Source organism: Paenibacillus sp. J22P277, from assembly GCF_059383675.1.
Genome location: NZ_JBXENS010000012.1, coordinates 115,614 through 142,322 on the forward strand (window position 1 = coordinate 115,614; position 26,709 = coordinate 142,322).

General features: G+C 46.0%; 26 protein-coding genes and 2 pseudogenes. 7 read left to right on the top strand and 21 right to left on the bottom strand.

What is annotated here, in order from left to right; all coding sequences use genetic code 11:
• Positions 1-74 precede the first annotated feature (74 nt).
• From AC50YL_RS33455 to AC50YL_RS33500, 10 genes are all read right to left on the bottom strand, one after another.
• Positions 75-1,193, bottom strand: a complete 1,119-nt coding sequence (locus tag AC50YL_RS33455) for a sensor histidine kinase (protein WP_494837707.1) — start codon at positions 1,191-1,193, stop codon at positions 75-77.
• A 121-nt stretch (positions 1,194-1,314) separates the two neighbouring features.
• Positions 1,315-2,016 carry a response regulator gene (locus AC50YL_RS33460; RefSeq protein WP_494837708.1) on the bottom strand — a complete coding sequence of 234 codons (702 nt, stop codon included), beginning with the start codon at positions 2,014-2,016 and terminating at the stop codon, positions 1,315-1,317.
• A gap of 245 nt (positions 2,017-2,261) precedes the next feature.
• Positions 2,262-5,063 (bottom strand): FAD-dependent oxidoreductase, encoded by a 2,802-nt coding sequence (locus AC50YL_RS33465; RefSeq protein WP_494837709.1) that lies wholly within the window; start codon positions 5,061-5,063, stop codon positions 2,262-2,264.
• Positions 5,064-5,615: 552 nt separating this feature from the next.
• The gene (locus AC50YL_RS33470) at positions 5,616-6,626 is read right to left on the bottom strand and encodes an alcohol dehydrogenase catalytic domain-containing protein (protein WP_494837710.1); all 1,011 of its coding nucleotides are present in this window, start codon (positions 6,624-6,626) and stop codon (positions 5,616-5,618) included.
• An 80-nt stretch (positions 6,627-6,706) separates the two neighbouring features.
• A complete protein-coding gene (locus AC50YL_RS33475; protein WP_494837711.1) occupies positions 6,707-7,309 on the bottom strand; it encodes an NADPH-dependent F420 reductase in 603 nt (200 codons plus the stop codon).
• A 189-nt stretch (positions 7,310-7,498) separates the two neighbouring features.
• Complete coding sequence (locus AC50YL_RS33480; RefSeq protein ID WP_494837712.1) at positions 7,499-8,623, bottom strand: oxidoreductase; 1,125 nt, start codon at positions 8,621-8,623, stop codon at positions 7,499-7,501.
• A 218-nt stretch (positions 8,624-8,841) separates the two neighbouring features.
• Positions 8,842-9,180 carry a putative quinol monooxygenase gene (locus tag AC50YL_RS33485; RefSeq protein ID WP_494837713.1) on the bottom strand — a complete coding sequence of 113 codons (339 nt, stop codon included), beginning with the start codon at positions 9,178-9,180 and terminating at the stop codon, positions 8,842-8,844.
• Between the two features lie 209 nt (positions 9,181-9,389).
• A complete protein-coding gene (locus tag AC50YL_RS33490; protein ID WP_494837714.1) occupies positions 9,390-10,088 on the bottom strand; it encodes a Crp/Fnr family transcriptional regulator in 699 nt (232 codons plus the stop codon).
• Positions 10,089-10,097: 9 nt separating this feature from the next.
• Complete coding sequence (locus tag AC50YL_RS33495) at positions 10,098-10,319, bottom strand: thioredoxin family protein (protein ID WP_494837715.1); 222 nt, start codon at positions 10,317-10,319, stop codon at positions 10,098-10,100.
• Between the two features lie 82 nt (positions 10,320-10,401).
• Positions 10,402-10,875, bottom strand: coding sequence for a GNAT family N-acetyltransferase (locus AC50YL_RS33500; protein WP_494837716.1), 474 nt, complete (start codon positions 10,873-10,875; stop codon positions 10,402-10,404).
• 500 nt (positions 10,876-11,375) lie between these two features.
• Between AC50YL_RS33500 and AC50YL_RS33505 the strand changes: the two genes are divergently transcribed.
• The gene (locus AC50YL_RS33505) at positions 11,376-11,834 is read left to right on the top strand and encodes a cupin domain-containing protein (protein WP_494837717.1); all 459 of its coding nucleotides are present in this window, start codon (positions 11,376-11,378) and stop codon (positions 11,832-11,834) included.
• A 123-nt stretch (positions 11,835-11,957) separates the two neighbouring features.
• Here the strand turns inward: AC50YL_RS33505 and AC50YL_RS33510 are convergent, their stop codons facing one another.
• Entirely contained in the window at positions 11,958-12,659 is a 702-nt protein-coding gene (locus AC50YL_RS33510; RefSeq protein ID WP_494837718.1) for a Crp/Fnr family transcriptional regulator, read from the bottom strand.
• A gap of 441 nt (positions 12,660-13,100) precedes the next feature.
• Here AC50YL_RS33510 and AC50YL_RS33515 point away from each other — a divergent pair, with 441 nt between their 5' ends.
• Positions 13,101-14,285: an MFS transporter gene (locus tag AC50YL_RS33515; protein ID WP_494837719.1), complete on the top strand. Its 1,185-nt coding sequence runs from the start codon at positions 13,101-13,103 to the stop codon at positions 14,283-14,285.
• Between the two features lie 562 nt (positions 14,286-14,847).
• Positions 14,848-15,222, top strand: a complete 375-nt coding sequence (locus tag AC50YL_RS33520) for a hypothetical protein (protein WP_494837720.1) — start codon at positions 14,848-14,850, stop codon at positions 15,220-15,222.
• 293 nt (positions 15,223-15,515) lie between these two features.
• On the opposite strand, the pseudogene AC50YL_RS33525 reads toward AC50YL_RS33520, so the two are convergent.
• The 4 genes and pseudogenes from AC50YL_RS33525 to AC50YL_RS33540 all read right to left on the bottom strand — a co-directional run.
• Positions 15,516-15,617: pseudogene (locus AC50YL_RS33525) on the bottom strand (manganese catalase family protein); the annotation flags it as partial.
• 106 nt (positions 15,618-15,723) lie between these two features.
• Complete coding sequence (locus tag AC50YL_RS33530; RefSeq protein ID WP_494837721.1) at positions 15,724-16,569, bottom strand: enoyl-CoA hydratase/isomerase family protein; 846 nt, start codon at positions 16,567-16,569, stop codon at positions 15,724-15,726.
• A gap of 335 nt (positions 16,570-16,904) precedes the next feature.
• On the bottom strand, positions 16,905-18,338 hold the full coding sequence (locus tag AC50YL_RS33535; RefSeq protein WP_494837722.1) for an MDR family MFS transporter: 1,434 nt from the start codon (positions 18,336-18,338) through the stop codon (positions 16,905-16,907).
• Between the two features lie 93 nt (positions 18,339-18,431).
• A complete protein-coding gene (locus AC50YL_RS33540) occupies positions 18,432-19,292 on the bottom strand; it encodes an SDR family oxidoreductase (RefSeq protein WP_494837723.1) in 861 nt (286 codons plus the stop codon).
• Positions 19,293-19,405: 113 nt separating this feature from the next.
• Between AC50YL_RS33540 and AC50YL_RS33545 the strand changes: the two genes are divergently transcribed.
• The gene (locus AC50YL_RS33545; protein ID WP_494837724.1) at positions 19,406-19,753 is read left to right on the top strand and encodes a winged helix-turn-helix transcriptional regulator; all 348 of its coding nucleotides are present in this window, start codon (positions 19,406-19,408) and stop codon (positions 19,751-19,753) included.
• A 446-nt stretch (positions 19,754-20,199) separates the two neighbouring features.
• Here AC50YL_RS33545 and AC50YL_RS33550 read toward each other — a convergent pair whose 3' ends face one another.
• The 5 genes from AC50YL_RS33550 to AC50YL_RS33570 form a co-directional block, all read right to left on the bottom strand.
• Complete coding sequence (locus AC50YL_RS33550) at positions 20,200-20,355, bottom strand: hypothetical protein (RefSeq protein WP_494837725.1); 156 nt, start codon at positions 20,353-20,355, stop codon at positions 20,200-20,202.
• A 22-nt stretch (positions 20,356-20,377) separates the two neighbouring features.
• Positions 20,378-20,899 (bottom strand): hypothetical protein, encoded by a 522-nt coding sequence (locus tag AC50YL_RS33555; protein ID WP_494837726.1) that lies wholly within the window; start codon positions 20,897-20,899, stop codon positions 20,378-20,380.
• A gap of 243 nt (positions 20,900-21,142) precedes the next feature.
• Positions 21,143-21,631 (bottom strand): hypothetical protein, encoded by a 489-nt coding sequence (locus AC50YL_RS33560; RefSeq protein WP_494837727.1) that lies wholly within the window; start codon positions 21,629-21,631, stop codon positions 21,143-21,145.
• A 271-nt stretch (positions 21,632-21,902) separates the two neighbouring features.
• On the bottom strand, positions 21,903-22,529 hold the full coding sequence (locus AC50YL_RS33565; RefSeq protein ID WP_494837751.1) for an AAA family ATPase: 627 nt from the start codon (positions 22,527-22,529) through the stop codon (positions 21,903-21,905).
• Between the two features lie 467 nt (positions 22,530-22,996).
• Positions 22,997-23,749 carry an SDR family oxidoreductase gene (locus AC50YL_RS33570; protein WP_494837728.1) on the bottom strand — a complete coding sequence of 251 codons (753 nt, stop codon included), beginning with the start codon at positions 23,747-23,749 and terminating at the stop codon, positions 22,997-22,999.
• Between the two features lie 139 nt (positions 23,750-23,888).
• On the opposite strand from AC50YL_RS33570, the gene AC50YL_RS33575 reads away from it, so the two are divergent.
• A complete protein-coding gene (locus AC50YL_RS33575) occupies positions 23,889-24,152 on the top strand; it encodes a TetR/AcrR family transcriptional regulator (protein ID WP_494837729.1) in 264 nt (87 codons plus the stop codon).
• Positions 24,113-24,466, top strand: coding sequence for a TetR-like C-terminal domain-containing protein (locus AC50YL_RS33580; RefSeq protein ID WP_494837730.1), 354 nt, complete (start codon positions 24,113-24,115; stop codon positions 24,464-24,466). Before AC50YL_RS33575 ends, AC50YL_RS33580 begins: the two co-directional genes overlap by 40 nt.
• A 105-nt stretch (positions 24,467-24,571) precedes the next feature.
• On the opposite strand, the pseudogene AC50YL_RS33585 reads toward AC50YL_RS33580, so the two are convergent.
• Positions 24,572-25,079, bottom strand: a pseudogene (locus AC50YL_RS33585) (sigma-70 family RNA polymerase sigma factor); the annotation flags it as partial.
• Positions 25,080-25,256: 177 nt separating this feature from the next.
• Here AC50YL_RS33585 and AC50YL_RS33590 point away from each other — a divergent pair.
• Complete coding sequence (locus tag AC50YL_RS33590; RefSeq protein ID WP_494837731.1) at positions 25,257-26,708, top strand: spore germination protein; 1,452 nt, start codon at positions 25,257-25,259, stop codon at positions 26,706-26,708.
• The last annotated feature ends 1 nt before the right edge of the window (position 26,709 follow it).

Below are 26,709 nucleotides of genomic sequence, written 5' to 3' on the forward strand. Positions count from 1 at the left end.
CGGAATGTATAGTAGGATCTCATTTGTTGCGGCCAAGTCATGACGACTGGCAGATCAAGTTCTCATCATTGGCACTATTCTGCGGCCAGCGGAATTCGAACTTCAAACACGGTCTGCTTCCGGTCGCTGTCCGCCGAGATGCGTCCGTCATGTGCATCGATTATGCTCTTGGCGATCGCCAGACCTAGCCCCGTCCCGCCGGTTGACTTCGAGCGAGATTGCTCAACCCGGTAAAAACGGTCGAAAATAAACGGCAGATCGCGGTGCGGAATAGGCTCGCCATAATTAACAAACCGGATGACCGCCTCATCGTCCTCCACACCGACCCCGATGTTGACCTCCTTGCCCTCGGCGCCATAAAGAATGGCGTTGGAGAGCAGATTTTCAAAGCTGCGTACAAGCAGATCGCCGTCCGCCCACACGACCGCTTGCTCCGCTTCAGCCGTGACGCGGCAAGCTACCCCGGCCGTCTCCGCGGCCGGCACGAACTCCTCGACCAGCTGACGAAGGAAGTCAACGAGATCGAGCTCGCTAGGACGGAGCGGCAAACCATTATTTACGCGCGTATATTCGAACAGGTCGTCGATCAGTTTCTTCAAGCTTTGCGCCTTCTCGTAGGCAATATTTACATAATGGCGAAGCTCCGTCTCGTCTCTATATCGATCCTCCTCGATAACCTCCAGGAAGCCAAGAATCGAGGTAAGCGGCGTCCTTAAATCATGCGACACGCCGGTAATCAGGTCGTTCTTCGACTTCTCGGCACTGCGTTCCTCCTCGATGGATCGGCTTAGCCGGACGGCCATGCGATTGATACTTTCCGCCACTTCGGCCAGTTCGCCGCTCCGAACGGGGATCGGACTGTCAAACCGCCCATCGGCGATTTTATCCAAGCCGTCGCGAATGTCCGCCAAATAAACCCTTAGCTCGGCAGCCATCCCGTTAACGCCGGCCGCAACTGCGCCCAGCTCGTCCGATGCGTGCACCGGGAGTATGGCATTAAGCCGCCCGCTGCCAATGTCGCGCAGCGCGATTTCAATACGCTTCAGATCGCGGGTCGGCCCGCTGGCAAACAGAAAGAACAAGACGATGAAAACAACGGTGCCCGTTGCTCCCATAACGGGGATCGACCCGATGTGGTTGATTAGCCAGGGGAACGGCCAGAGGAGCAAACGATAACGTTGAAATATTTCCAACAGCTGCCGGCAAACATAAATAAGCACGACGGCGACGGTGAAGCTTCCTAAAAAAACAAGCAGAAATTTGACGCGCAGCGAATAAAGACCCTTCCATTTCATGCGGATTCCTCCATCGCCTTTAGCCGCTCTCTATCTTGTAGCCGATTCCCCAAACTGTTTTAATGAAGCGGGGATGCCGGGGATCGCGCTCGATCTTCTCACGAAGCTTGCGGATATGGACCATGACCGTATTTTTCGATTCCATGTATTGCTCATTCCACGCCTCCTCGTAAATTTTATCCATGCTGAGCACGATGCCGCGGTTGACGGCAAGCAAATGGAGGATCGTGAACTCGCGCGGCGTCAGCTTCACTTCCCGTTGGTCCACGGTAACGGTATGCATGGCAATGTTGATGACCAAATCGTCGATCACGATTTCGTCCTCTTGAAATTCCGTCCGTTTGGCAAATCGGTTGTAACGGCGAAGCTGGGATTTGACCCGTGCCACCAGTTCCAGCGGATTAAACGGCTTTGCTACATAATCGTCAGCTCCGATGCTGAGCCCTGCGATTTTGTCGATGTCCTGGCTTTTTGCGGACAGCATGATAATCGGCGTGTCTCGTTCCTCGCGAATTCGCATGCAAGCCTCGGTGCCGTCCAGCCGGGGCATCATGACATCAAGGATAATCAGATCAACGGTATTCCGCCGGAGCAGATCCAGCGCCTCCAGGCCATCGGACGCCTTCAGCAACTCGTAGCCTTCATTCTTCAAATAAATTTCCATCAGCTTGATGATTTCTTTCTCGTCATCCACGATGAGGATTCTTTCTTTAGCTGACATGAGGACCTCCCTTCTACCCATTTCTGCCTTGCAATGAGCGACACTCCGTGCTGTTCGATCTAACGTCAGAACCCCGCATGGTACATGTTTAAGTTTGCTGTTCGACTCTTACACCATAATTGAACTTTGAATATAGTTCTGTGATCTTTCTTACAAAATACATGGCAAACTCATTGGTGCTTTCCTCCAGTTAAGTCTATGGACACGAGTGAACTTAGCCGACTTTCTCACTATCCGATTTGAATCTACTGATTCGAATCCATTTGTTGCATTACTTTCGCGACGCGCATATAGCTTTCTCTTCTCGTAAGGCCGGTTATATTTACGTTCACGTGTTGCTTGTGGTATGCATCCTGAATGCGGTTGACTTGAAAAAGCAAAATTTGCGTTTGGTCTTCAGTCAGTATGCTATCGAGATTGTATTCGTTTCTATATCCTCCTGCTGCAATTCCCTTTGAACGAAGATAGGCTAACGCTGCATATCCACGGTCGCGAGTTATTGCAGGAGCTGCGTCACTCCATGTTTGCAGCTTGAGTTTCTTTTGTATGGCGAGAATGCCTTTTTTGCTTGCCGCTAACTCATGAAAATCAATGTTGTGTTGATCTGCATATGCGGCTGCTATTCCAGCAGCTTCCCCCACGCTCATTCCGGTAGGAATGACGCGCGCGCTGCCATGCGCCAAGGAGTCGTAACTCGCGCTGCGGGACGAGACCAACAAATTGCGCAGTTCCGCGGGCACAAGTGCACGAAAAGGAATCGAATAGTGCTCTGGTTTGCCGATCACGACTCCCTCGCTCCAATTCCCCTTCTGTACGTCTACCGGATAGCTCCCCCATGCGATACGGTCGTCAAATTGCCTGTTTTCCAGGACATCGTTGAGGGTAAGCCGATATAAACCGAGCAAATGGCGGGTCTCCCGGACATACAACTCCGGCATGGATCTCACCAGCGTTACATGCTCCATACCCGGAAGCTTTCGCATCGAGGCCAGGATGTATGGGAGCTCCTGCTCGGCATCTTCGCGAGCTTTTTTTCTTTCTTCGGCGTTTGTTCCATCGACGCCCAATATTTGGAGCGCGTTTACCAGAAGGTTTCCGTTCTTTTGTCTGCCTACGTTGAGTCCCCGCATACGTACATTTTTATGGAACGGAACATATTTGCTCATTTGGTTGTATCCCCACAAGCTTTTCTCATCGGACCCGGTGTTCTTATCTCCGTCATTTTTTACGTACAGCCTCATCTGGTGCCAATCGGCTCCGGATAGTTCAAATACGAGCGAGACCGCCATCGTATCCTTGGTATGCGTATAATCTTCTTGCCCGTAAGTGAATTTGGCTCCAGACTTATAGGCAATATCAGCATCAGGCGTTGCATCTATATAGGTTTCTCCTATAACTCGTTTTAGTTGCCCCTGCTCGACATAGATTATTCCATCAATACCCCCGTTGCTGACGTCCACGTTAATATTTCGCGCGTTTTGAATGAGCGTCAGGCGCGGTTCCTTTTTAATCATCTTCATAAATACGGATTCGGCATCAGTAATGTCAAAGGATGTGCGCCGTCCGATTTGGGTAAAAAATTCATCGAACATGCCGCGATTGAGCAATTGTCCCGTTTTCGAATCGCGGTTTAAATCAAGTGAATTCAGTCCGCCCAGCGTCAATACGCCTCCGACGCGCGCTTTCTCGTCGATCAAGAGTGTCCTTGCTCCTTGCCTTGCGCTTGCTATTGCCGCTGCGATTCCTTCAGGATCGGTTCCGACGACAATGACATCATAATTGAAACTAGCCTGTTCAACCGTCGAACCTGTATGTGCAAACATCGAAAGCATTTGCCATAGAAGAACGATAATCATGAAAACGAAAGGGCTACATAAGAGAATACGATTTCTTCTTCGTGCCTGCTCCCTTTTGTCGTTCAAGGATGGGTAGGTTCCAGATAAAGTTTCTCCCGTTCGCGGCGTATCTTTTTTTTCCTTTGCCTTCATTGTCCCGAATAATAAACGGCCCCAGCTGTATCGTCGGAAGATCGACACGACCAGCCAAGGGATCGCCAGAGCCGCCAATCCTCCGCTCCAGACGAGCACATGATAGAGAATCGGGTCGTTCATCATAACCTTGGTTCTCCAGAAGGCAAGTACCAACGGGTGCATCAGATAGACGCCGAACGATACGGCTCCAAGTCCCTTGAGCAGCTTAACTGCTCCCCGGTTCTTATCTTGCAGCACGGTCGAGATATGCAGGAGGAAGTAGCAACACGCCGCCGCGTAACTGTGCACCGACAAATATTTCATGTGGGAAAACCAAGATTGCTCCATATATTGCGGTTCTAAAAGCTGAAATAAGCTTTGCGCGACATGGTTGGCTGCTAGCAACAATACAGCACCATATAGCAACCCGCTCCGTTTCCTCGGCCAATTCAGCGAATGTTTCAGTTTTACGCCCGCTTTGGCCCCAAGAAACACGTAGAGTGAATATGACCCGATGAACGTACTCGCCAATCTCATATGGAAAGCGTAGTAATTGCCGAAATAAAAAGCGAGCTGCAGAACGATTCCAATCGGAATTAAGTTGGCGCGCACCCACTGAATTCGAATTACACGCAGCAGCAGTGGGAGCAATGCCAACAATTGCGCAAGCACGACGATATAATAAAGATGCGCATAATTGCTTCCAAGCAATAAGCCGCTAAAAAACTGCGGTAAACCTTTTAGAATCGCGCCACCGCGGATATGAGTCACGAGCAGGAAGTAGATGAACGACCAAATCACATACGGCACGATGATTATCGTTATTCGCCTCAGATAAAACTTCCCCCAGTTGATTCCTGTCCGTTGATCGTAATTATAGAACAAGACCAATGAACTCAAGAATAGAAAAGCAGGTACCGCGTAATGCGCCGCTGAGTTTAACGCGATGTAAACCGGAAACAGAATCGAATCGTGCGGCAACGAGACTACGACCGACGATGTAGTATGAATCATAAGTACTGCTAAGATTGCGAACGCTCTATATAGATCTAGATAATTAATTCTCGCTCTTGTCATTGAATGAATCCTCTCTGTTGTACGTACTAATTTGACATTTCACGCGTATATTCGAACAGGTCGTCGAATATAGACCTTTCCATTTCATTTAGATGCCACAATCAGATTAGCCGGTCGAATCTTATGTCCATGCTTGTCACGCTACCATCCTCTCAACTTCATCTGAACAAGAGTATACCGGGAAAAGCTTAATAACCTTGCGCGGCAAAGCTTAACAAAAGCTTATCTTTCGCTTATCTTTTTTTGACAAGCCTTCTACGTAACATCCTGTGAATAAAAGAGGAGCTATCTCGACTTTTCCGCCGAGATAGCTCCTCTAAATCAAATCGCACTCTGTTATTTGTTTTTTGATGCTTGTAAAAGATTTCATTCAGCATACAAATCGACTGCTCGTATCCCGGGGAACAAAAACAAAATAAGGACTTAACAGGAGTTCGCATGATGAATGAATCGGAACCGACTATAATTATTGCACGACTATGAAATTAAAACGGCGCTGATACACCTTGTGGTGCAGCAGCGCCGCAAGGTGTATCAGCGCCGCAAGTGGAGCTATTCGAATTTCAAAACGACGTTGCCTTTTTTTCCAGGCGCAGCAACAGCTTCCACGGCATGCTTGATTTCGGATAGATCGAATTCCTTATAGCTTGAGAACATGAGCTTCGAATTGCTTCCCGCCTCGATGGCGGCTTTCATGTCTTGCATCCGCTCATCTGCCGTCGTATCTTCTTGCCAAGTCATGATCGTTGCCCCGACCAGTGTAAGCGACTTTACCGTTAAAGCGGTCATATCTGACGGTCCACCCGCCAAGGAGCCATAGGAAACGATGCGGCCTTTGACAGCCAACAGGCCGAATAGTCCGGTTAGCATGTCGCCGCCGACCCCGTCAACCGCCAGCACGATGTCTTCTCCGGCTGCTTTTCGGACCTCAGCCTGCCAGCCATCCACGTCAGTTGCGATTATGTTTCCACCAGGCAGCTCCTTTTCCATATGTTCGCCTGAATGGGTGGAGCGTACAAGGCGGATGGGGTCGATTCCTTGCTGAAGGGCAAAGTAAGTGATCAATTTGGCCACGGAAGATGATGCGCCGGTCTGAATCAGCCGCCTCGGGCGCGGCTCTAGTTCACGCAAGCCCGCTCGAAGCACATGCCGGGCTGTGATGGTATTGATGAGCAGCTGAGTCGCGATTTCGTCTGACATTTCATCGGGCAATGCCACCAGAGCCTGGGCAGGCACAGTTGCATAGCTCTGCCATGCTCCCGGGTAGAAGAAGGCCACGCGCATGCCCATCGTCAAACCGGTTCCATCCAGCGCACCTGGCCCGGCATCCTCGATGACTCCTGCCGCTTCGAGGCCAGGTACCCGACCTTCGGGCAGCTTTTCCGAAGAATCGGAATTTGCGGAAATCAGCTGGAGATCACCTGGATGAATCACGCTCCTTGAGATCCTGACCAGCACCTCGCCTTCGGCAAGTGGTTGGTCAAAAGTCGCGGACTCCACCTCAAGAACCTCTTGAGGATCGCCGAAGCGATACTGGATGATGCGTTTTCCTATGCGTGCCATATCTCATCATCCCTTTATTTTCAAATTTTTTAAGATCTCCGGAAGCAGATGCGATAGCGTATCAATCCTTAAATGTTGCTTCAGACGATGAATTTCTCCAAGAGATTCAAATTCAATCCAGCAAGAGGACCGCCTATTTGCTGAAGTCTACCGCCTTGGCTTAGGGAGCCGAGATCAACGCATGCAAAACCTATTCCTTCCCAGATTTCTTGGAAAACTTGTTTTGCCTTGCTGTCGTCTCCAGATACGAAAAGGACCGTCTTCGGCTTCTTTTCCGTATAATCCTGAATCCATTGCATCGGAACCGTATTGAAAGCTTTGATTACACGAGCGCCCGGAGCATATTGCGCTACGATTTCACTGGAATTCACTTCTGACAAGTCACCAAGGCCATCCATATTGTCAAAACGGTTGGCAGCATCAATAAGAACGCGGCCTGTCCAATCCGGAACCATCGACACGGCTGCAGGAACTTGCGACCACCCTACGCTCAAAATGACGTAGTTCTGCTCAGCTGCTTCTGACGGCGTGCCAGATTTCGCGCCGGCACCGAGCGAACTTACCAGCTCCGACAACGTTTCGGGACCACGGCTATTACTCAGCATGACTTCGTGGCCGTGCAGCAACAGATGCTTCGCCAGCGTTTGAGCAACGACTCCTGCTCCAATAAAACCAAATTTCATTTCGCACCTCCGGGTATGATGGAAATTTATTTTCGAGTCGTAACTGAAGCCGTTACAGCTACAAGATCGTTTAAAAAAGGCAGCAAACAACAAAACACGACCCATAGGCCGTGTTTTGTCGTGCGGGTCAACCCGGCGGTCATCACATGAACAGTGAGTCCTGCCTTTCGGCTAGTTTTGCCTTTATCCTTATTTTGTTTTCACGAAATCTTCCGCATGCCCATATAATTCTTGGTCCTTTAGAATAGGTGTAGGACCCAAAATATTTTCTAAAGATGATTCCAACGGAAGACCCTTCTCTGCTTTGACCACCCAGTCATGATTAGCTAGTGCGGCTTTTCCTAGTGAAATCAAATCAGAACCTGCTTCCAGCGCCTTTTCAGCATCCTCTGGCTGATCCAGTTGCCCATTAGCAATGACAGTCGTATTACCATATTTTTTCGCCAATTCAGCTAGCGTTGAACCGCTATCTCCGAAGGCCGGTTTATGGGCATTATATTCAGTAACGTGGATATAATCGGGCTTTTCTGCGCCAATGGCTTCGAAAATGATTCGGGCGTCTTCTTCATTGTTCGCCCACTTGTGCACAAAGTAATTGGCTTTAGCCTGCGATACCCGAACGCCGACAACAATACGTTGACCGACTTTTTCCTTGACGGCTCTAATAACTTCGGTTACAAAACGCATACGGTTCTCAGTTGATCCGCCATATTCATCTTGACGCAGATTTGTGAAATCCGTCAAAAATTCGTCCAATAAATAACCGGCTGCCGCGTGAATCTCTACCCCGTCGAACCCTGCTTGTTCGGCTCTTAAAGCTGCTTCCCCAAACTCGGCTATGATTGCTTTGATTTCTTCTCGCGTAAGTTCCTTCGGCGTTAAATATTCGCCGCCATTACCTCCAAATGCCGGTGGTTGCTCGCCAAATGGCTTCACAGCCGAAGGAGCCACTGTCCCATCTTTATAAATATTACCTATAGAAAGAGCACCAGCATGGGCAATTTGCATAATAATTTTACCGCCCTTAGCATGAACGGCTTCAGTCACTTGTTTCCAAGCTCCGACATGCTCAACATTTGCGATTCCTGGTTGAAAACTATATCCTTGACTGTATTCTTCATCTGGATATGTTCCTTCGGTAATCACAAGACCAAATCCACCCGCAGCATAGCTTTGATAATATCGCGCCATTCTATCGTTTGCATTTCCATTCTTTTCGGCAGAAGTGCGCGTCATCGGGGCAACTACTGCTCGGTTTTTTAAGGTAAGACTTCCTAGATTATAGGTGGAAAGAAGTTTTTTAGGCGTTGTCATGAAGAGGATCTCCTTTTATGTTAAAAAGTTATTTTTCCCAAAAAGTCACTAAATCTCTAACGGTCTACGGCTCGACAATGTTTTCTCAAGTGGATTATTAATAATCTGTTCCTAAGTTCAAGGATTAATACATAGCGGTGGAGTCTGAATAGCCGATCCCAAGATGATTGTCCGGCCGGCCAAGTTTACCTCTCGAGTGCGGTAAGCTACAATCTCCGTTAATCTAAGAAGATGGTCGTTATCTGACTTCCCCATTCGCCCTTAGGCTCCAGCCAACTAACGCTTCTATCCACGATTAAATCGCCTAGTATTCCTTCGTAATTCTTACGGTATGGCTTGATGAATTCTTCCGCCAGCCAGCTATCTCTCGTACCTTGCCATGTCTCATATATGACCAAATCATCCGGCTGATCCAAGTCATCGGAAACAATGGCGCTGATGAATGCCTTCTCGGATGACATTTTTTCGATAAGGGAAGACAATTCCTTGCGGAATTCTTCTTTTCTCCCCGGTTTTGCTTTGAATCGAATATTTAGTTGGACTAGCTGACTGGACATGGTTTATTCCTCCTTTAGGTTGGTTAGATGTACCGCATTTCCGTGAGCGCATATCGTATTGGCCTAACGGATTAACGCTGATCTTGTATGAGTCCTTTCCACAACTCTCCGAAAGGATGAATTAATCATAATCCTAGATGGATAATTCCTCAGTAATATAGATTACCTAAACGAGAAGCAATAAGAGGAAAATATTCTCATTATTCAAATCAAGATAATTCTTTCATGACTTTTTCGACATGAATCATAACCATCCTTCGGCTGGTAACGATAATACCTTCGTTGGATAGTTCTTGTAAGGTAAGTGACACCGCTTCACGCGTAGCGCCGATCATATTAGCCAATTCTTGATGAGTAAGCGGAATATCGATTTTGAGGTATCCATTTTCTTCAATGCTGAATTTTTTAGAGAGCCGGTTTAAAAAGTACAGCACTTTTCCTCGAAGATCTCTAAAAACAAGCTTTTCCACTAATTCAACTTGCTGTCGCAATCTCTTGCTCATTTCCGATAACAATCGTAATGCAAGTTCGGGATGCTTGCTCAACAACGGCTCGAAATGTTCAGTCGGGATCAAATAAATCGTCGTTTCCTCCATCGTCTCCACGTAAGTTCCGTCTATGCCGAGAGAAAACGATTCGACTTCACCGAACATCCCGCCGTCGCTAAGGATGCACACCGTATATTGTTTACCGTCCGAATCGGTTTTATAGGCTCGAAGCTTGCCGGCGATTACGAAGCTCAATCCAGTCTTCTCGTTTCCAGGCGCTTGAATAATGGTATTTTTAGGATACGTATTGAGATTGGATTCATTAGCCAGCTGTTCGATTTCATGGATGATTTGCGACGGAAGCGATTCGAATAGCTTGATTTGAGACAATATCGTTAATTTCTTTTTGTCCTGTTCCATACTCTTCATTTACTTCTCTGCCGAGGCAACATCGAGCTTATTCAGATATTCTCTGATTTGAGTCGGCGTTTTCGCGAATTTACTGTGCAGATGATCCAATTTCACGATATCACCGATAAATCGGTCTAAATTTTTGCAATCCGGACACCAGGTTGCGTCGAATTTCATAATGGTATATTTATCTTGATCGATTTCATCTTGAAATTGCTGTTGATTGTCGATTCTGTTCATTGCATATCCCTCCTTGGTATGGAGCCATCTTAGCTCAATACGCTGCACTTGTTCTGTAAACTAATTTACCGAAGGCGCACCGTCATAAGTTTAAACGGTAAAGGACCGAGTTCCGATCCGGATAGTCATAAGGAAACGGCAAATCATGCTTGGCGATTTTCTCAAAGCCGTTCTTTTCATAAAAGCGATGCGACCTCGCCGCAATAGAAGGCGTATCTAAAATAATCGTTTTGACTCCATGGGATTTCGCATATTGAACTAATGGATTGAATAGTCCAATCGAATAACCTTTGCCTCGGTATGCTTCGTAGATAAAAAACTTCTTCAGGATATAGAGGTCTTTGCTTAACCGCTGCAGTCCAATGGTCCCGACTACTTGTCCATCATCATTCAATGCTATCCAAAAATTCCCGCCATTCGCGATATAATGCGTTGGAATGTCAAGGATATCGGACTGTTCATCCAGGTTGATATTCAGTTGAAATTCTGTATTTTGAACGTACAGAATTAAATCGACAATCGCATGCTTATATTGCTCCTCATATGATTTAAACATTCCCAGTCTCTCCATTTGTCATCCCGCCGGTCCGGCGTATTTTTTTTGTTCGAAAGATCAAATCGGTATAGGATTGCTTGGTTAAGATCGCACGAACCTGTATCCGATTGTACCATTCATCATAAACCACCCTATTTCTCTCCTCAGTAATCCAGATTACAAAATCTGCTCCGCTTATGAACGAAAGGCGCATAAGAAGCTATATACCTACGAATACTTACTGAACTTTGAGCGTTCGCATAACGCGTACGTTGATTTTTCTTTAATTTGGAAGAGCTGAATAGCCTAACATTAAACCTTTGTGTAAATCAGATTACAGAAAAAAAGAACGCATGCGACTAGAATGGGGAACAGGCAAGAAAGGAGCGGTGAGGTTGCCGTGTTGCGAAGCAAACTGCGTCAACACGTTTCGAGTTACTTTTAGACTGATTAAGCTCAAGAAATAAGCCATAGTTTGAATAAAGTTTCCAAAAAACTAATTTAATCGGAGGAATATTTTTATGTCGACTTTTTTGGATGTTATGGGACCGCGTATCAAGCTTTTAACGGACTTGGCGAAAAACCGGGATTATAGCCTTATGGAGGCAGAAGTTCCGCCAGGGGTAGTCGTTCCTGTTCACAGTCACGTTGACCGAGAAACCTTCGTTGTTCTCTCCGGGGAACTTGAGGCTTTCACGGATGACAGCTGGCAAACCGTTCACGCGGGTGAAACCGTTGATATTCCGGGAGACGTTAAACATGCTTGGAGAAATGCCACGAATGAAACCGTAACATTGGTCATCGCATCAACAGCGAACATGGGAGATTTCTTCGTTGAAATCGGCCGCCCATCTGATTCCGTTACACCGGGCCCGCCTTCTCTCGAAGCATTGAACCATTTTGTTCAAGTAGCCATCGCGTATGGGTACTGGCTTGGATCCCCTGACGACAATGCATCGATTGGCATCCACTTAGGTTAAGCCAATGAATCGCAGCGGCCGTAAAGCGGCCAAAACATAATGGAACGGCTGAACAGGATATCTCCTGCTCAGCCGCTTTTAATCCCACGAATTAACACGGGGTTGTAATAGTTGCCTTCCAAATTACGAGTATGTTAACTCGAGTATTTCCGCTGCTTTCACGGGTGAAATGGAAATCGATTTCCTTCCGGTCTGAATAACATTGTTCTTCGTAAGCGTCTTTAAGATTACAGAGACCGCCTCGCGTGTGGCACCTACCATATTCGCAACATCCTGATGCGTTAACGGCAAGTCGATTCTTATATTCCCATCTTCCTCGATTCCGAATCGTTCGGAAAGATCGAGCAATAGATGGAGTATGCGGTCACGGACATCACCTAGGGCTAGTTTCTCGAGCATCTCATCCTTATACTTAAGAACCTTGCTCAATTCCGTCAACATTTTCATTGCAAGCAGCGGTCGTTCAGCTAAGAAATTTTCAAAATCTTGTTTAGGCACCGAACAAATCAACGTTTGATCCATTGTTTCGATGTGAAAACCTTTCGTTCCAAAAGAAAAGGTGTCGATTTCTCCGAAGACATTACCTTTTCCCAAAATCACGACAGTAAATTGCTTTCCTTCCGAAGTCGTTTTATATAAGCGTACCTTTCCTTCTTTTATAAAAAACAGTCCGTCTCGAGCTGTATCCGGCTTTTGTATGATACTCCCTTTGGGAATAGCATTAAAATGAGTCATCGGTGATATATGATCCAGTTCATTTAAATCATCAGGAGTCAGCACATCAAAAATGCTCATTTTTGATAAATAATATCGTTTATCTAACATTTCCTTGTGACCCTCCCGAGATCATTAAGCTGCTTGAAAGCCACACCAATAAGCTTCATCGATTTATCTTCCCCAAAACACTAAATCAAATACAAAGAAACCGCTCTTGAGGCAGGCGGTTTCTTTCATATGGTATCGTTATCCAGTTCACTATGAATTAGGCAGTTGTTTGCCGTTCCACAGCGGAACTAAAAGTGTAAAAGGAATAATTATCTAGCCACAAGCGTACGAAGTACACAAAAGGGGTCTTCCTTAATGGATGACTCCTTTTTTCCCATTTTCCTTCAGGAAAGCGACACCGACTATATAAATTGTAATGTATTTCACTGAAATCAATGTACATTTCACATTAAACTAAACTCATGTCAGGTGGATCTGATATGGAAACGAAGGGCTAAAACTGATAGATCTCATTAAACAGTCAACACCCAAGGAGGCAACATGGACAACAAGAGAAAAACAACGTTTTGGATTTATATTATTGCACTGGGGCTCTTTAGTATCATCAATACGGAATTCGGTGTTATTGGGATTATTCCTTATGTCGTTGAGAAATACCAGGTTAGTGTTTCTCAGGCAGGTTTATTGGTGAGCTTGTTTGCTTTAACGATCGCGATCTTCGGTCCTATTATGACCTTATTGTTATCAGGCATTAACCGTAAAACAATCATGTTGCTCGTTTTAGCTATCTTTGCTCTGGCCAACGCTTTGGCCGCATTCAGTACGAGTTTCAATGTATTATTGCTGCTTCGAATCGTACCCGCATTTTTACATCCGGTATACTTTTCGCTCGCGTTTGTCGTGGCAGCGAGTTTTTATCCGAATGACGGCTCGAAAGCCATCGCCAATGTATTTACTGGCGGTACCATCGGTCTTGTGCTGGGCGTCCCGATCACGTCGTTTATAGCGAGTCATTTTTCCCTTGAAGCATCCTTCTTGTTCTCGGCAATTATCAATATGATTGGCTTTATCGGATTAGCCGTCTTTATTCCCAGTCTCCCTGTGACGACTAAATTAACGTATCGTTCGCAGTTACGCGTGCTAGCGAAGCCAAGCCTATGGTTTAATATTGCAACTTTACTCCTTGTGCTTGCCGCTATGTTTACTGCATATAGCTATTTTTCCGAGTACTTGACTAAATATACGGGATTAGATAACAAGTGGATAAGTATTATGCTTGTGGTGTTCGGAATTAGCGGGGTCATTGGGAATTTGCAAATAGGTAAGTTTTTGAGCAGAAGCGTTACTCGAACTGCAGTATTCTTCCCTATATTTATGGTTCTCATTTATTTACTCGTGTATTTTGCCGGACAAGCGTTCATTCCCATGATTCTCGTTGTCATTCTCTGGGGAGCTGTTCATACTTCGGGTTTTGTCATTAGCCAAAGTTGGTTTACGACAGAAGCTTCGGAAGCGCCAGAGTTCGGAAACAGCTTGTTTGTCTCTTTCTCCAACCTCGGTATTTCGGTCGGATCGATCGCTGGAGGCTGGACAATCTCTCAGTATGGTACGCATAACATTCTTTTGACAGGTATCGTCCTTTTTGGAGCTGCTTTACTCACCATACTATTGAAAGTAAGATTATTTGGCATAAAGGACGTTGCTCCAAGTTCCCGGCCTCATTAATTGGCTAAGTCCCGAATGCATACAACAATTCATATCAATTTGGGGATAAAAATGTTCCGATTGTGAGCAAACAGTCGTGAAAGGCCTGCAAGAGCAATTTGCCATATGCCGACAACTTCCCGGGCGGGTCGAACCAGTTATCGGGCATGCTACAGCATGTCATTTTGGACTGCGCATGTCGCGAAGGTCCTGCTAAAAATACGGGCCTCATATTGTTGCCGGTCTTCCGGGTCAGTATCGTTTCATGAACTTTATCCCATAAATGCAAAAAGCCGCGATTTTCGCGGCCTATATTGAGATAATGTTCGAAGGCGTTCGCCTAATCGCATCCCTGAGCGCATCTTGGTTCTCGGACTCCTCCACGTTGAAAAACTGAATTTGATGAAATCGGGCTGTTAAACAAGTTCTCTGCTGCGCGACATGGAGCTTCATCCATGTCGGGAATGTTACCAAGTTCTTGTCGCTGATCGGGAATGTTATAAAGTTCTTGTCATTGCACTTTGACAAGAACTTTATAACATAAAAACAAAAAGCCGCTACTTATGCGGCTTTCAATGTTACTATGTTATTGTCACGCGACATAAATATTCAATCCCAATTTACAATCACTTATCTATTTACAAATAGAATACGCCCGATCGAGGGGCGGGATGTCATCGCTGCGATCTTCGCTCAGTCGAGTTCAACGCGTGGTTCCGGTAAATATACAGCCGAATTTAAACTCGATGAACGCACCACCTTCTTGCAGTGGGTGGGGACCATGGATGGTCACAAGATCGAGAGTTTGGAGATCATCGTAGACAATGAGCAGGGGCTGATAGAAGAGCGCACAATTGCCCTTAGGCCTTATCCTGCAGTGAAACTGTTCCGCGACTCCATGTATGAATCTCTCAAGGATGAGCTTCCGCCTGATGTTTGGGACTACCCAACTTCATAGCGGACCTCGACGGTGGCATTTCAGTTCGTTACTCACAAGGGGCTACCTGCCCGTTCATGTTATGAGGTCACCAGAATTACTGGTCGACCTCATTTTTATGTGGTCGTAAGATTGCAATTGATCGCGCCTAATTAAAATAATACTCTATTTCCCTTCCAGTTTTCATATAATGCATCTGATGTATCATGCTTTGCCATCAGTGCAACCGAGCTCTCCCCTCTTATTGCGTCTAAGACCAGCTGTTTCATTTTGCGCTTCCCTGCCAACCGTCGGAAATGAGGTTATGTTCGGTTGCCGCGTAGCAGGTCGCGGTATTGTTTTTCTTTTCTGCGGAAATTGGCGCTTTGAAACGAATACTGCATCATCATGCTCATCTCTCCGAATTGGCTACCAAGCGCTCGTGGAGCACATTCGCCCACGTGAGATCGAATTGGTCGACTTCGATTTAGCTTTCATGAAGCAGACTTACGGACAAGAGTTGAGTGCGAATCGTACTAAGGTCTATTGTTTGTTTTCATCATCGAAATCGATTTCGCCAAGAACTTTTCCATAATGGAGCTCGAGATCGCTTAATGTGCCGTGGCCATGCTTCGTAAGGATAGGAATTCGTTTAGGAGGACCTTCCCACTTGTAGGCACTGAAGAAAAGCTTCATCGTTTCATCAAGCTCCTGCGGTGTCGGTGAATCGTGACGAATATTTACAAGGTGTTTGATTTCGGCGATAGCTCGTTTATCGAAAGACGCCACGCGTTGAGCGAATCGTTCTACAAAATGCTCAAACTCAGCATCCGGGATCGCTCGGTTGACCCAACCGTAACGTTCGGCCATGGCAGCATCGTAATCCTCGGCGCTGAGCGCGATCTCCAGCGCACGGGCGCGTCCAACGACTCGCGGAAGTTGTTCTAGGCCGCCACCGCCGGGAAACAGTCCGAGTCCGATTTCAAATTGACTTAGAATGGCTTTTTCCAAGCTAGCAAAACGAATGTCGGTTGCAAGCACGAATTCTGATCCGATCCCGCGTGTTCGCCCACGGATAGCTGAAATGGTTACAACTGGGAGTTTAGACAGTTGAGAAGCAAAATAGGCCCACGGCAGCAACCCATCTGAACGTGGGGTCAGCAGGTATTCCGTTCCTGCGGCCGGGGTGAAGTGAGCAATGAAGAAATCTGGATTCGCGCTGTCAAACACGATAACTTTAAGCTCTTGATCGGTCTCGGCCAGTTCCAAAAGCTTCAAATACTCAGGAATCGTACTATCGTCAATCAAATTCAGAGGCGGATTGTTAAAAGTAACTCTCCAATAATTAGTGCTTTTACGATCAATCGTGAGCTGCTTGAATTCGGTCATTTTTTTGCTCCTTGTAATTTGATGATTAACAACTTCCTCCGCTTCTGAATGATCCGAATAAGACCACTAAAGAGCGGAGATGACCACGGTCAGAGTAACTCTCCCTCGGACCGTTTGAAATCATTGGCCGTCCTGCGACAAGCAACAGAGGTATGAAATTAGGATATCCAGATAAAAGAATGTGAATGCACAGTTACAAATAAAGCGATTCACTCTTACCTTAGACAAGCCCGTCGCCGTCACCGCGTGGGGGTTATTCCTGTTTCCGAGTGCGAAGCCTCTACTTCCTTACCCCGATTCCGATCCGAATAATATCCACTTTTCGGCTCAACCACTTAGCCTGCCGGGCGTGGCCGGCGAAGGAAAAGTGCCAACACTACGCCACAAATAGCAAACCAAGCGATGATAAAATAGGTGTCACCGAAGGCTAAGGCAGATTCCTTCAACTTATCCGCGTGCGGACCGGCTTCCACAATGCGGGTCCCAATCCGTGATGTTAAATGTCCCGTAAAAGCAGCTATTGCAATTGAAACGACGACTTGTTGTGTCGCTGATGTTAACGGTGTAACTCGGCTTATCAAATTTCGCGGAGCTGACTGTAACACATGCGTATTTATGGTCATCATCGATAAACCCATGCCACTCCCCATTAAGAACATGGGGATCATTAATCCGATTGGCGGGGTGTGGATTGTGACGCGTGAGAGTAGCAATACCGCAACAGACACGAAACTCAACCCTGTAACAGCAAGTGGTCTCGCGCCTAATTTATCAGCTAATTTCCCCGATAAAGGCGAAAAAATTAGCGCCCCTAGTGAACTAGGAAGTGCGATTGACGCGCTTACGAGCGGAGTTCGACCTAATACTCCTTGTTGATACAAAGGCAGTAACAGAACAGATACAAACATGGAAATTTGTAAAAGCCAGGATAGAAAAATACCCCGAATGAAATCAAATGATTTAAAGACACGCAACTCGAGTAGAGGTTGCTTATGACGCAATTCTGCAATAATGAATAGGATTAAGGCGACGCCGCCAATAATTAGTCCTGTGATCGCTTTATTAGAACCCCAATCTGATCCGCCTTCACTTACTCCGTACGTAAGCATAGTAAACGCGATTGGACCAAGAATCATGCCTAAAATATCCAATGCCGCCGTCTTGTGACGCTCCTTTTTTGGTAAGAATTTAATGCCTATGGCAATGGCCGCAATGCCTATTGGGATATTAATAAAAAAGATCCAATGCCACGACCCAATGCCGATCAACCAACCAGAAATCAATGGACCTGTAGCAGGGGCTACTAACATCGGTATCCCAAGGACCCCCATTACAGCCCCTTTTTTTTCAGGAGGTGCAAGTCTAAACGCCATCGCCATGCCGATCGGTGCTACCATTCCCCCGCCCAAACCTTGTAAGATCCGAAAAAAAACGAGCTGTTCCGGGGTTTGGGCTAAGGTACACAGAATGGAACCGATCATAAAAAAGGCAATCGTAAGGAGGAAAATTCGTTTGGCTCCAAATTTATCCGTCATCCAACCAGCTAAAGGGATAACAGTAGCCAATGCAAGTGTATAGCCAGTAATCGCCCATCGAATGGTCCCTAATGGACTGTTGAAGTATCTTTCTAAAGTGGGTACAGCAACGTTAATAACTGTTGTATCCAAAAGCACCATAATCATTCCAATCATTACCGCAAGTAATGGAGCAAGGATTGATTTGATTGAAAATGCAGGTTTATCAGCGGGTTTATCTGCTGTTGTTATCATTATTTAAATCCTCTCTTTGTCCAATTTGACGAACAAATAGTAACTTCATACGTATTTTGCGCTAGCCCATTCATTGCTTAACACGCCTTTGTTTTACCCAATAAACGACTCTTTATTTGCTTGAGCAAACGTCTCGAACGTAGTTGGTTTTTGCCCGGTGATTTCTTCTACCGCACTGGAAACTTTTGCTGTGTACCCTAAATCCACTATATGGTAATGCTCTAACAAGCCTTCGGCGATTTCGGTGGGCATACCTACTTTTTGCATAGAAGCGCGATAAGCATCAACTGGTACACTTACGTATTTAATTGATTTTCCGGTTACGGAAGAAAGAATAGCTGCAATCTCTGCACCGGAGAGTGCTTCAGGTCCTGACAAGTAGTAGGCTTTGTTTTCGTGTCCATCTTCCGTTAAGACATGATAAGCAACTTGGGCTATGTCTCGAGCATCGATGTAAGCTGTTTTCCCATCCCCATGCGGCTCATAAATGGCGCTTTGATTACGAATTGTATGTGAGCTGAACTTAGATAAGTTTTGCATAAACGTATTTGACTGCAAGAATGTATAAGCTATGCCGGACTGCTCCACTTCTTTTTCTGCAGCCCTATGCCATTTGGCCAATGTATCCATTTCAGACCCGCCGCCAGATAATTTCACAAGATGTTTCACGCCGGCTTCTTTAGCTGCACGAGTGATCGAAGAAGAAAGCTCCACCATATTCGGAACAAGAGGAGTTGCAAAGTATACTTTCTCGATGCCGTCCATGGCTTTTACCAGTGAGTCGACATCGTTTAAATCAGCTTGAACCAGTTCGACTTCCAATGCTTGCAATTCATTTGTTTTGCTTGTTGGACGAACAGTTACCCGCGTTTTATGACCATTCTTCACCAGTAGTTTCACCAATTCCTTGCCTGTTGTTCCTGTAGCTCCAATCACTAAAATCGATGCGCTCATATTCATCAAACTCCTATTTCTTAGTTGGTTAAATTTCATGCTTTCATTATGATCGAAACCAATTTAGAATATAAGTACCGACTTTTTAGTGAGGAACTATCAAAAAGGTAAGTATGGAGGGATCCTATATGAACGCTAAAGAATATTCTTGTCCTGTAGAAGCCACAATTGATGTAATCGGCGGCAAGTGGAAACCTTTAATACTATGGCGTCTGCGAGGAAATACGTTGAGGTTCGGCGAAATAAAGAAGTCCATTCCTTCCATTACGGAAAAAATGCTTACACAGCAGCTTCGCGAGCTTGAGCTCGATGGCATTGTTCATCGCGAAGTATACCCGGTCGTCCCCCCTAAGGTGGAGTATTCCCTTACCGAATTCGGAGAGAGTTTAAGTGCGATTTTAAATAAGATGTATGAATGGGGCGTAAATTATATGAAAATGGAAAAAAACACAGCAGGTTAACAAGATGGCGTGAGCCATTTCAATTCTCAAAACAAAGCCTGACGGATTAAACTCCGTCAGGCTTTGTTCTGACTCCTCTGAATTTTAATACTGCGACTGCTTCCTTAATCGCGGACAGCAGAAATCGCAATCAGGTAGCGAAAGGGTTCCGCTTTCCTAGAGGGTTGCTCTTTCGGATTGTCTTAACTTCCACAGACCTTTTTCAGCGTGCTGGTCGTGAACGTTTGATTGAACAAGTTTACTGCTGCGCGACACGGGGCTTCATCCATGTCGGGAATGTTACCAAGTTCTTGTCACTGATCGGGAATGTTATAAAGTTCTTGTCATTGCACTTTGACAAGAACTTTATAACATAAAAACAAAAAGCCGCTACTTATGCGGCTTTCAATGTTACTATGTTCTTGTCACCCGAAGGCTTTTCAAGTACTTTCATTTTTTGGAATTGGTTAAGCTTCTCCAACTTCATAAGAATGTTCAACTAAAAAAACAGTTTTCATTTTCAATTCACCTCTATAGGCATATTCGTTAAATCTCTGAACAAACCTGCCCGTTACTTCAATAAACAACGGCAGCCGATCGACCGGCTGCCGTTGCGTCTTCATTCAACTATCGTTCCCCGTTAGTTCAACTTAAAGATTTATTCACTTTGACTTTATCAGCAATTGTCAAAGCTAATTTTTCAAGATCAATATTCGAAAAAATGGAGCCTAAGATAGTAAACTTATAGTCACCTATCGAATAATTCTTAACAATAAAACGGTCTAATTCTCTCCAAAATGACCGTTTTTCTTGCTCGTTGCCCCGAATTACAAGTTGTTTACTGCCTGCGCGTCCTGAAATGACCTCAACTTTACGGATGCCGTTCCATCTGAAAGTTTTTCTGTTGTACTCAATAGAATCTTCAGTAATTTTTAAATAGGGTTTTCTAAAGAACGCTACAGCGAGCCACACGTATCCAAAAAAAATAGCAGCTACTAACCATATTACGTTCATAATTAATTTGTCCTGCTCAGTGCCAGGGATTAAGACAAAACCCAGTAAAATAAAAACTGATAGTAATAATAATATGTGAAATGACCACTTTGGTTTGGCTTGTTGATAAAAGGGTAGATCATACAACTCTTTTTCGATTAATGATTCTTTCATTCTACTCTTCCATCCTCCAATAATATTTTCTCAATCAATACTACAACAGTAGCAGAGGTTTTGTTAAGCAATTCTGCCCGTTAACATAATGGAAAGAGGAGCAGCTACCGGCGGCAACCTGCTCCTTGGTGCGCTCGACTTTAGGGCAATAAATTGATAATTATTAACGAATTCGCCCCTATCGAGCAAAAGAAAAGCCACCTTTCGTTGAGGTGGCTGTGAATATGCATTTACATAGAAAGCTCATTTTTTAGCCTTATTAAATGGAATTTCCATAATTACCTTATTCCCCTTGAGAACAATTAAAGTGGAATCAAGAGCCGCACTCCGCACCTCGTCAAAATCCACACCCTCCTTTGTAACATATTCAAGATTAACGGTAACTTGATCAGTCTTTTGAAAGTCCCCTGAAGCCCCACCACCTGCAAATTGCATTTTTACATATTTCGTGTTTCCTTCTAATACCATTAGTGATGCCAGGGCTTTATTGGGTCTAACAGCAAAGTTTATTCCAGAGGTATGATGAAACATTCGGTGACCAGGTGAGTCCTCAACCTCACTTTTGAATATCTTCAGTTCACCGTTTTTCTTTAGTACGATGTCATACCGAAGGATGCCTGCGGTCTTTATAACATTAATTTCAACATCCTTCACCGTGATGGGTTCTGGTTTGCTAAAAGCGGTCAGCAATAATACTGGAACGAGCAGCATAAGGATTCTTACCTTTATCATCAGTCGTCTTCACCTCAATTCAAATTTGTCGGTATTTGCGAAAATCTTGTTCTTTCCAGTCCAATTTTTACCGAATTAGTATTCCCCCCCTGGAGGTGCAATATTCCGCATTTTGTAATTCGAGGTGGCTGAGCAGATAAGAAAAACCGCCTCCAAATAAGGCGGCAGTCTATTCAACTAACGTTCTCCGATAGCTTAATCTTGATAAGAAATCTCTTCGTCTAAATTGCCCTCATTCGAGCTGTAGGGTTCCATAGGGATAGCAGTGGAATTAATCTTGTGCTTCTTCGAGTAACTCTCTGAGCATCCTATCCTTGTTATTGACAAACTCTCTCATAATCATAAAATGGTCGGTTTCCTCCAATACTTGGACCTCGATACCATTCGGCTTTAGATTGTAAATAATCGAATCTGGATATGCCATAACGATCGGGGAATGGGTCGCAATAATAAATTGAGAGTTCTGCAAAACAAGTTCATGAATTCGTGTCAACATCGCCATTTGGCGAAGGGGAGACAATGCAGCCTCAGGCTCATCCAGTATATATAAGCCATTCTCCCCGAACCGATGAATGAAAGTGGAAAAGAACGACTCTCCGTGCGATTGCTCATGCAAGGACTTTCCACCGTACGAATCTTTAATAGGGCGACCGAATGAAGGTTGACTGTCCAACTCATCGATCGTCGTGGCTAAATTATAATAACTTTCTGCCCGGAAGAAAAAGCCATCCTTCGGGCGTCGCGGACCTCTGATCAATTGTATATATTCGTATAAGCTGTTAGTACAATCCCACGAAAATTTGTAACCTGTGCCACATGAGTCTCTTTTGCCATGTCGATCCCTACAATTAAATGCGAGGTCGTAATTCGTTCGACACGTTGATTTTGTGCATCTGATTGTTTAAACTTCATGATAAGAGCGCCTCCTTGATGGTGTTGGGTAATTAACCCTTGGACAAACCCATCATATCGAGGCGCTCCTTTTTTGACAAAGGCCATTTCTTAGCCTTAACAGGAATGTTTAGCTTAATGCCGGTTCCCAGTCTACAACGTTATTTTCACAGTCTAATGTTTTATTTTTCAGTCTAAGACTTTATTTTCGATGAACAAAGTGCACGAACGCATGCCGGTCATTCTTTGGCGTGAGTTGTCGGGAATGTTATAAAGTTCTTGTCACTGATCGGGAATGTTATAAGGTTCTTGTCATTACGCTTTGACAAGAACCTTATAACATTAAAACAAAAAGCCGCTTCTTATGCGGCTTCCAATGTTACTATGTTCTTGTCACCCGACACCGTCGGAAGAAGCTCAATTTTCGTTTAGTTTTTTTATAAGTTCCTGTCTAACGACACAAATGTACAGACATTAACGACACAAATGTCGGGACATTCTCTCTTGTCCCCCAAACATAAAGCCGGATCTAAATACGATCCGGCTTTTCGCGTATGCGATCGCTTTGGCGATGCTATGCGGAGAGATCGCCTTGTCTCTTAACGATTCCGCGTACGCTCTTACGTCGGGATTGCTGATCGTGTTAAACAACTCGGTTTCCGTAAACCCCGGAGAGACGATCGTCGAACGAATGCGGTTAGTCGGAGATTCTTCTTGGCGCAGCCCTTCCGATATGGCTCTCACCGCGAACTTCGTTCTGCTGTAGACGGCCGACATCTTATGGACTTCATGGCCGGCTACCGACGAAACGTTAACGATGTGGCCGGATTGCTGTTCCCTCATAATCGGCAATACGGCAGCGATGCCGTACAGAACGCCTTTCACGTTGACGTCGATCATCAGGTCCCATTCATCGACTTTCAATTCGTGCAGGAAGGAGTTGGGCATCACGCCGGCGTTGTTGACCAACACGTCGATGCGGCCGTATTTATCGAGCGCAAACCGAGCCAGCTTCAGCATTTCTTCCCTGGACGTTACGTCGGTTTGCAAAAAAGCGACCTCCCCGCCTTCTTGTTCGATTTCCTTCGCTATCGTAAGAAGACGGTCATCCCGTCTTGCCGCCAACACGAGCTTCGCTCCTTGTTTCGCCAGCAGCTTCGCCGTTGCTTCGCCGATACCGCTCGATGCGCCCGTAATGATGACGACTTTGGATTGCGTATCGTTCATTTTCGACACTTCCTTATTTCAAAATTTCATTATTATTATAAGTTTTTCCGATATCGGTTCAATCGTTAATCGTCGACCGTTTGTTTCATAAACGACGGTTGACCGAAAAATGTTCAATAACAGAGGGAGGCCGTCCGAAATGGGTAGCGAAGCGAAAACCGACAGGAGAGTTTTGAAAACGAAAGAAGCGATCAACAAAGCTTTTCTCGAGCTCTTCTCCGACAAGCCGTTCGAGCAAATCACGATCAACGAAATCGCCGACCGGGCTAACGTGAACCGGGGAACGATCTATTTGCATTATCTGGACAAATACGATCTGCTGGATAAGAGCATCGAGGATCATCTGTCCACCCTGTTCCTCCTATGCAAACGGAAGTTTCAGACGGAGATCCGGTCGATCTGATCGGTTCCCTGTTGCCGATATTCTCCTACCTCGAGGAGAACTTTCTGTTCTTCTCTTCCATGCTGGCCAACAACCGCGCTTCCTTATTCCGCGAACGAATGTTGCGCATCGTGGAAGGCAATATCAAGACGAAGATGGAAGGCCGTAACGGGGACGGTCAAGTCGACAAGGAGCTCACCGTGCAATTCATGGCTTCCGCTTTCTACGGCATGGTCGAATGGTGGATCGTGAATCGTATGCCGCATCCCCCTCGCTATATGGCGGAGCAAGTGTGGAGGTTATTCGAGAAGCACGGCGTATACCTCGTCGGGTAACCCGATCTCCCCCGGCGATTCTCTATTGACCGACGTGCTTAAGCTTGTCCGGATTCCGCATGAAGTACATTCCCTGAATGAGGTTATTCTCCATGTGCAGCATCGCCACGGTATGGATGCCGCTTCCGTGCTTATGACCTCTTCGGAATCCAATCCCATCTTCGCAGTCGCGCGACTGAACAGCTTGCGGCAATTGACTTCGCTCTTCTCGACGAGCTTTGCGATTTCGTTATATTCGAAGCCGAGCGCTTCGCGCAGCAGCACGAAGACGACCCGCTCGGACGGCGAAAGCCGTTCCAGCAGCACGAGCATGCCGTGGGACAACAGGTCGTCGCGGACGACGGAGTCCATCGAATCGCTGAACGGGCTGACGAACGGTTCGGGAAGCCACTCCCCGTAATATTGCTCCCTCTTCTTCCGGGCCGACTTGTTCAAATCATGGCAACGGTTCGTATAAATAAGCTTTCGGCTCGGCGAGCTTCTCCGGCGGCACGTCGTAAATTTTCACGAAGACGTCTTGAACGACGTCCTCCGCATCGGACACCGACCCCGTCAGCTGATAAGCCAGCTTGAACAACAAGTTCTTATATTTTTTTTCGTATAATTCCTTCATCTTACCGCTATCGTCCTTTCTAGTCTTGGCGATGATACATGGAGTACCAAACATCATATAACGAGTTCGCCCTCGTCTATGTGACACACCTTTTGTATTTCCAAAAGCCGCATAATCGAATCCCGTCCGGTCCATAATAACCTTAAAAATGCGACCGCGGTCATGGGGTGAGCGGAAATGAATACGGATACGGTTAGCCGAAAGCTGAGCTTAAACGAAAAATATTTGAGAAGCTTTTTCGATCGAAGCTCGGACGTCGTCCTTCGTACTTTTACTTTAAAAGACGGTACGTCGCTACTGCTGGTCTACATAGACGGAATGACACGATTGCAAAGCGTCGAAGACAATTTGCTGAAGCCCCTCCTCTTCGGAGGATTGCCTCAAGGAATCGACCGCATCCAGTCGATGGCCGAAATGCTCGGAAGGCAGTGGTTGCCTCTTGCGAACGTTTTATTGGACGATACTTTGGAAGCGGTCGTTCGTCACATTCTTCAAGGCAGCCTGGCGATCTTGGTCGACGGAGAACCCGCCGTTCTTATCGCCCAGGTTCAAGGCTATGAAACGAGAGGCATCCAGGAACCGAAAAAGGAAGCGACATTGCGCGGTTCAAAGGAAGGCTTCGTAGAAAATCTGCGAACCAATACTTCATTAATAAGACGAAGAATAATTCATCCGAACCTGAAGATGGAATCGTTCACGGTCGGAAAATTCACGCAAACGGAAGTCGCGCTCGCGTACATGCACGGGCTTGCCGACGATAAGGTGCTGGACGAAGTCAGACGGAAGCTCGACGAAATCGAAACGGACGGGGTCATCGATTCCTCCTATATCGAAGAGTGGATCGAGAACAACTCGTTCTCGATATTCTCGCAGATCCAGAATACCGAACGGCCGGATATCGTCACCGCCGGTTTATTGGAAGGCAAAATCGCGTTGCTTACGAACGGAACGCCTTTCGCTCTTATTCTTCCCATTACGTTCTGGTCAGGCCTTCAATCCGCGGACGATTATTTCGAAAGGTTCGTTTTCGTCGTTCTTACGAGATTCATCCGTTACGTGATGGCCTTCATTTCTTTCGCTTTACCCGCGATCTACGTTGCGTTGTCCACCTTTCATCCGGAAATGGTGCCCAGCAATCTGATGATAGGTATCGCGACTGCCAGGGAAAACTCTCCGTTCCCGACCGTCATAGAAGTTTTCCTCATGATGTTCGTTTTCGACGGGCTTCAGGAAGCCGGCGTTCACCTTCCGAATCAACTTGGACCCGTCGTTAGCATCATCGGCGCGTTGGTCATCGGGCAAGCGGCGGTCGAAGCAGGAATCATTTCCACGCCGATCATCATCGTCATTTCGTTGACGGGGGTAGCCGCCTATACGATTCCGAGATTCAGTGTCACCTTACCCTTTCGCGTTATTCGGTACTTATTACTGTTCGCTTCAGGTTTTCTGGGATTCGTCGGTTTCGCTTTCGGGCTCATTTTCATGTTGATCCATCTCGTGACGCTGGAATCGTTCGGAACTCCGTTCATGAGCCCGGTTTCTCCTTTCGACGGCAAACGGTTTCGCGATATCTTCGTTCGATATCCATTTTGGGCGAAAAACGGTAAGAAACTGAAAGGTCGTAAATGAT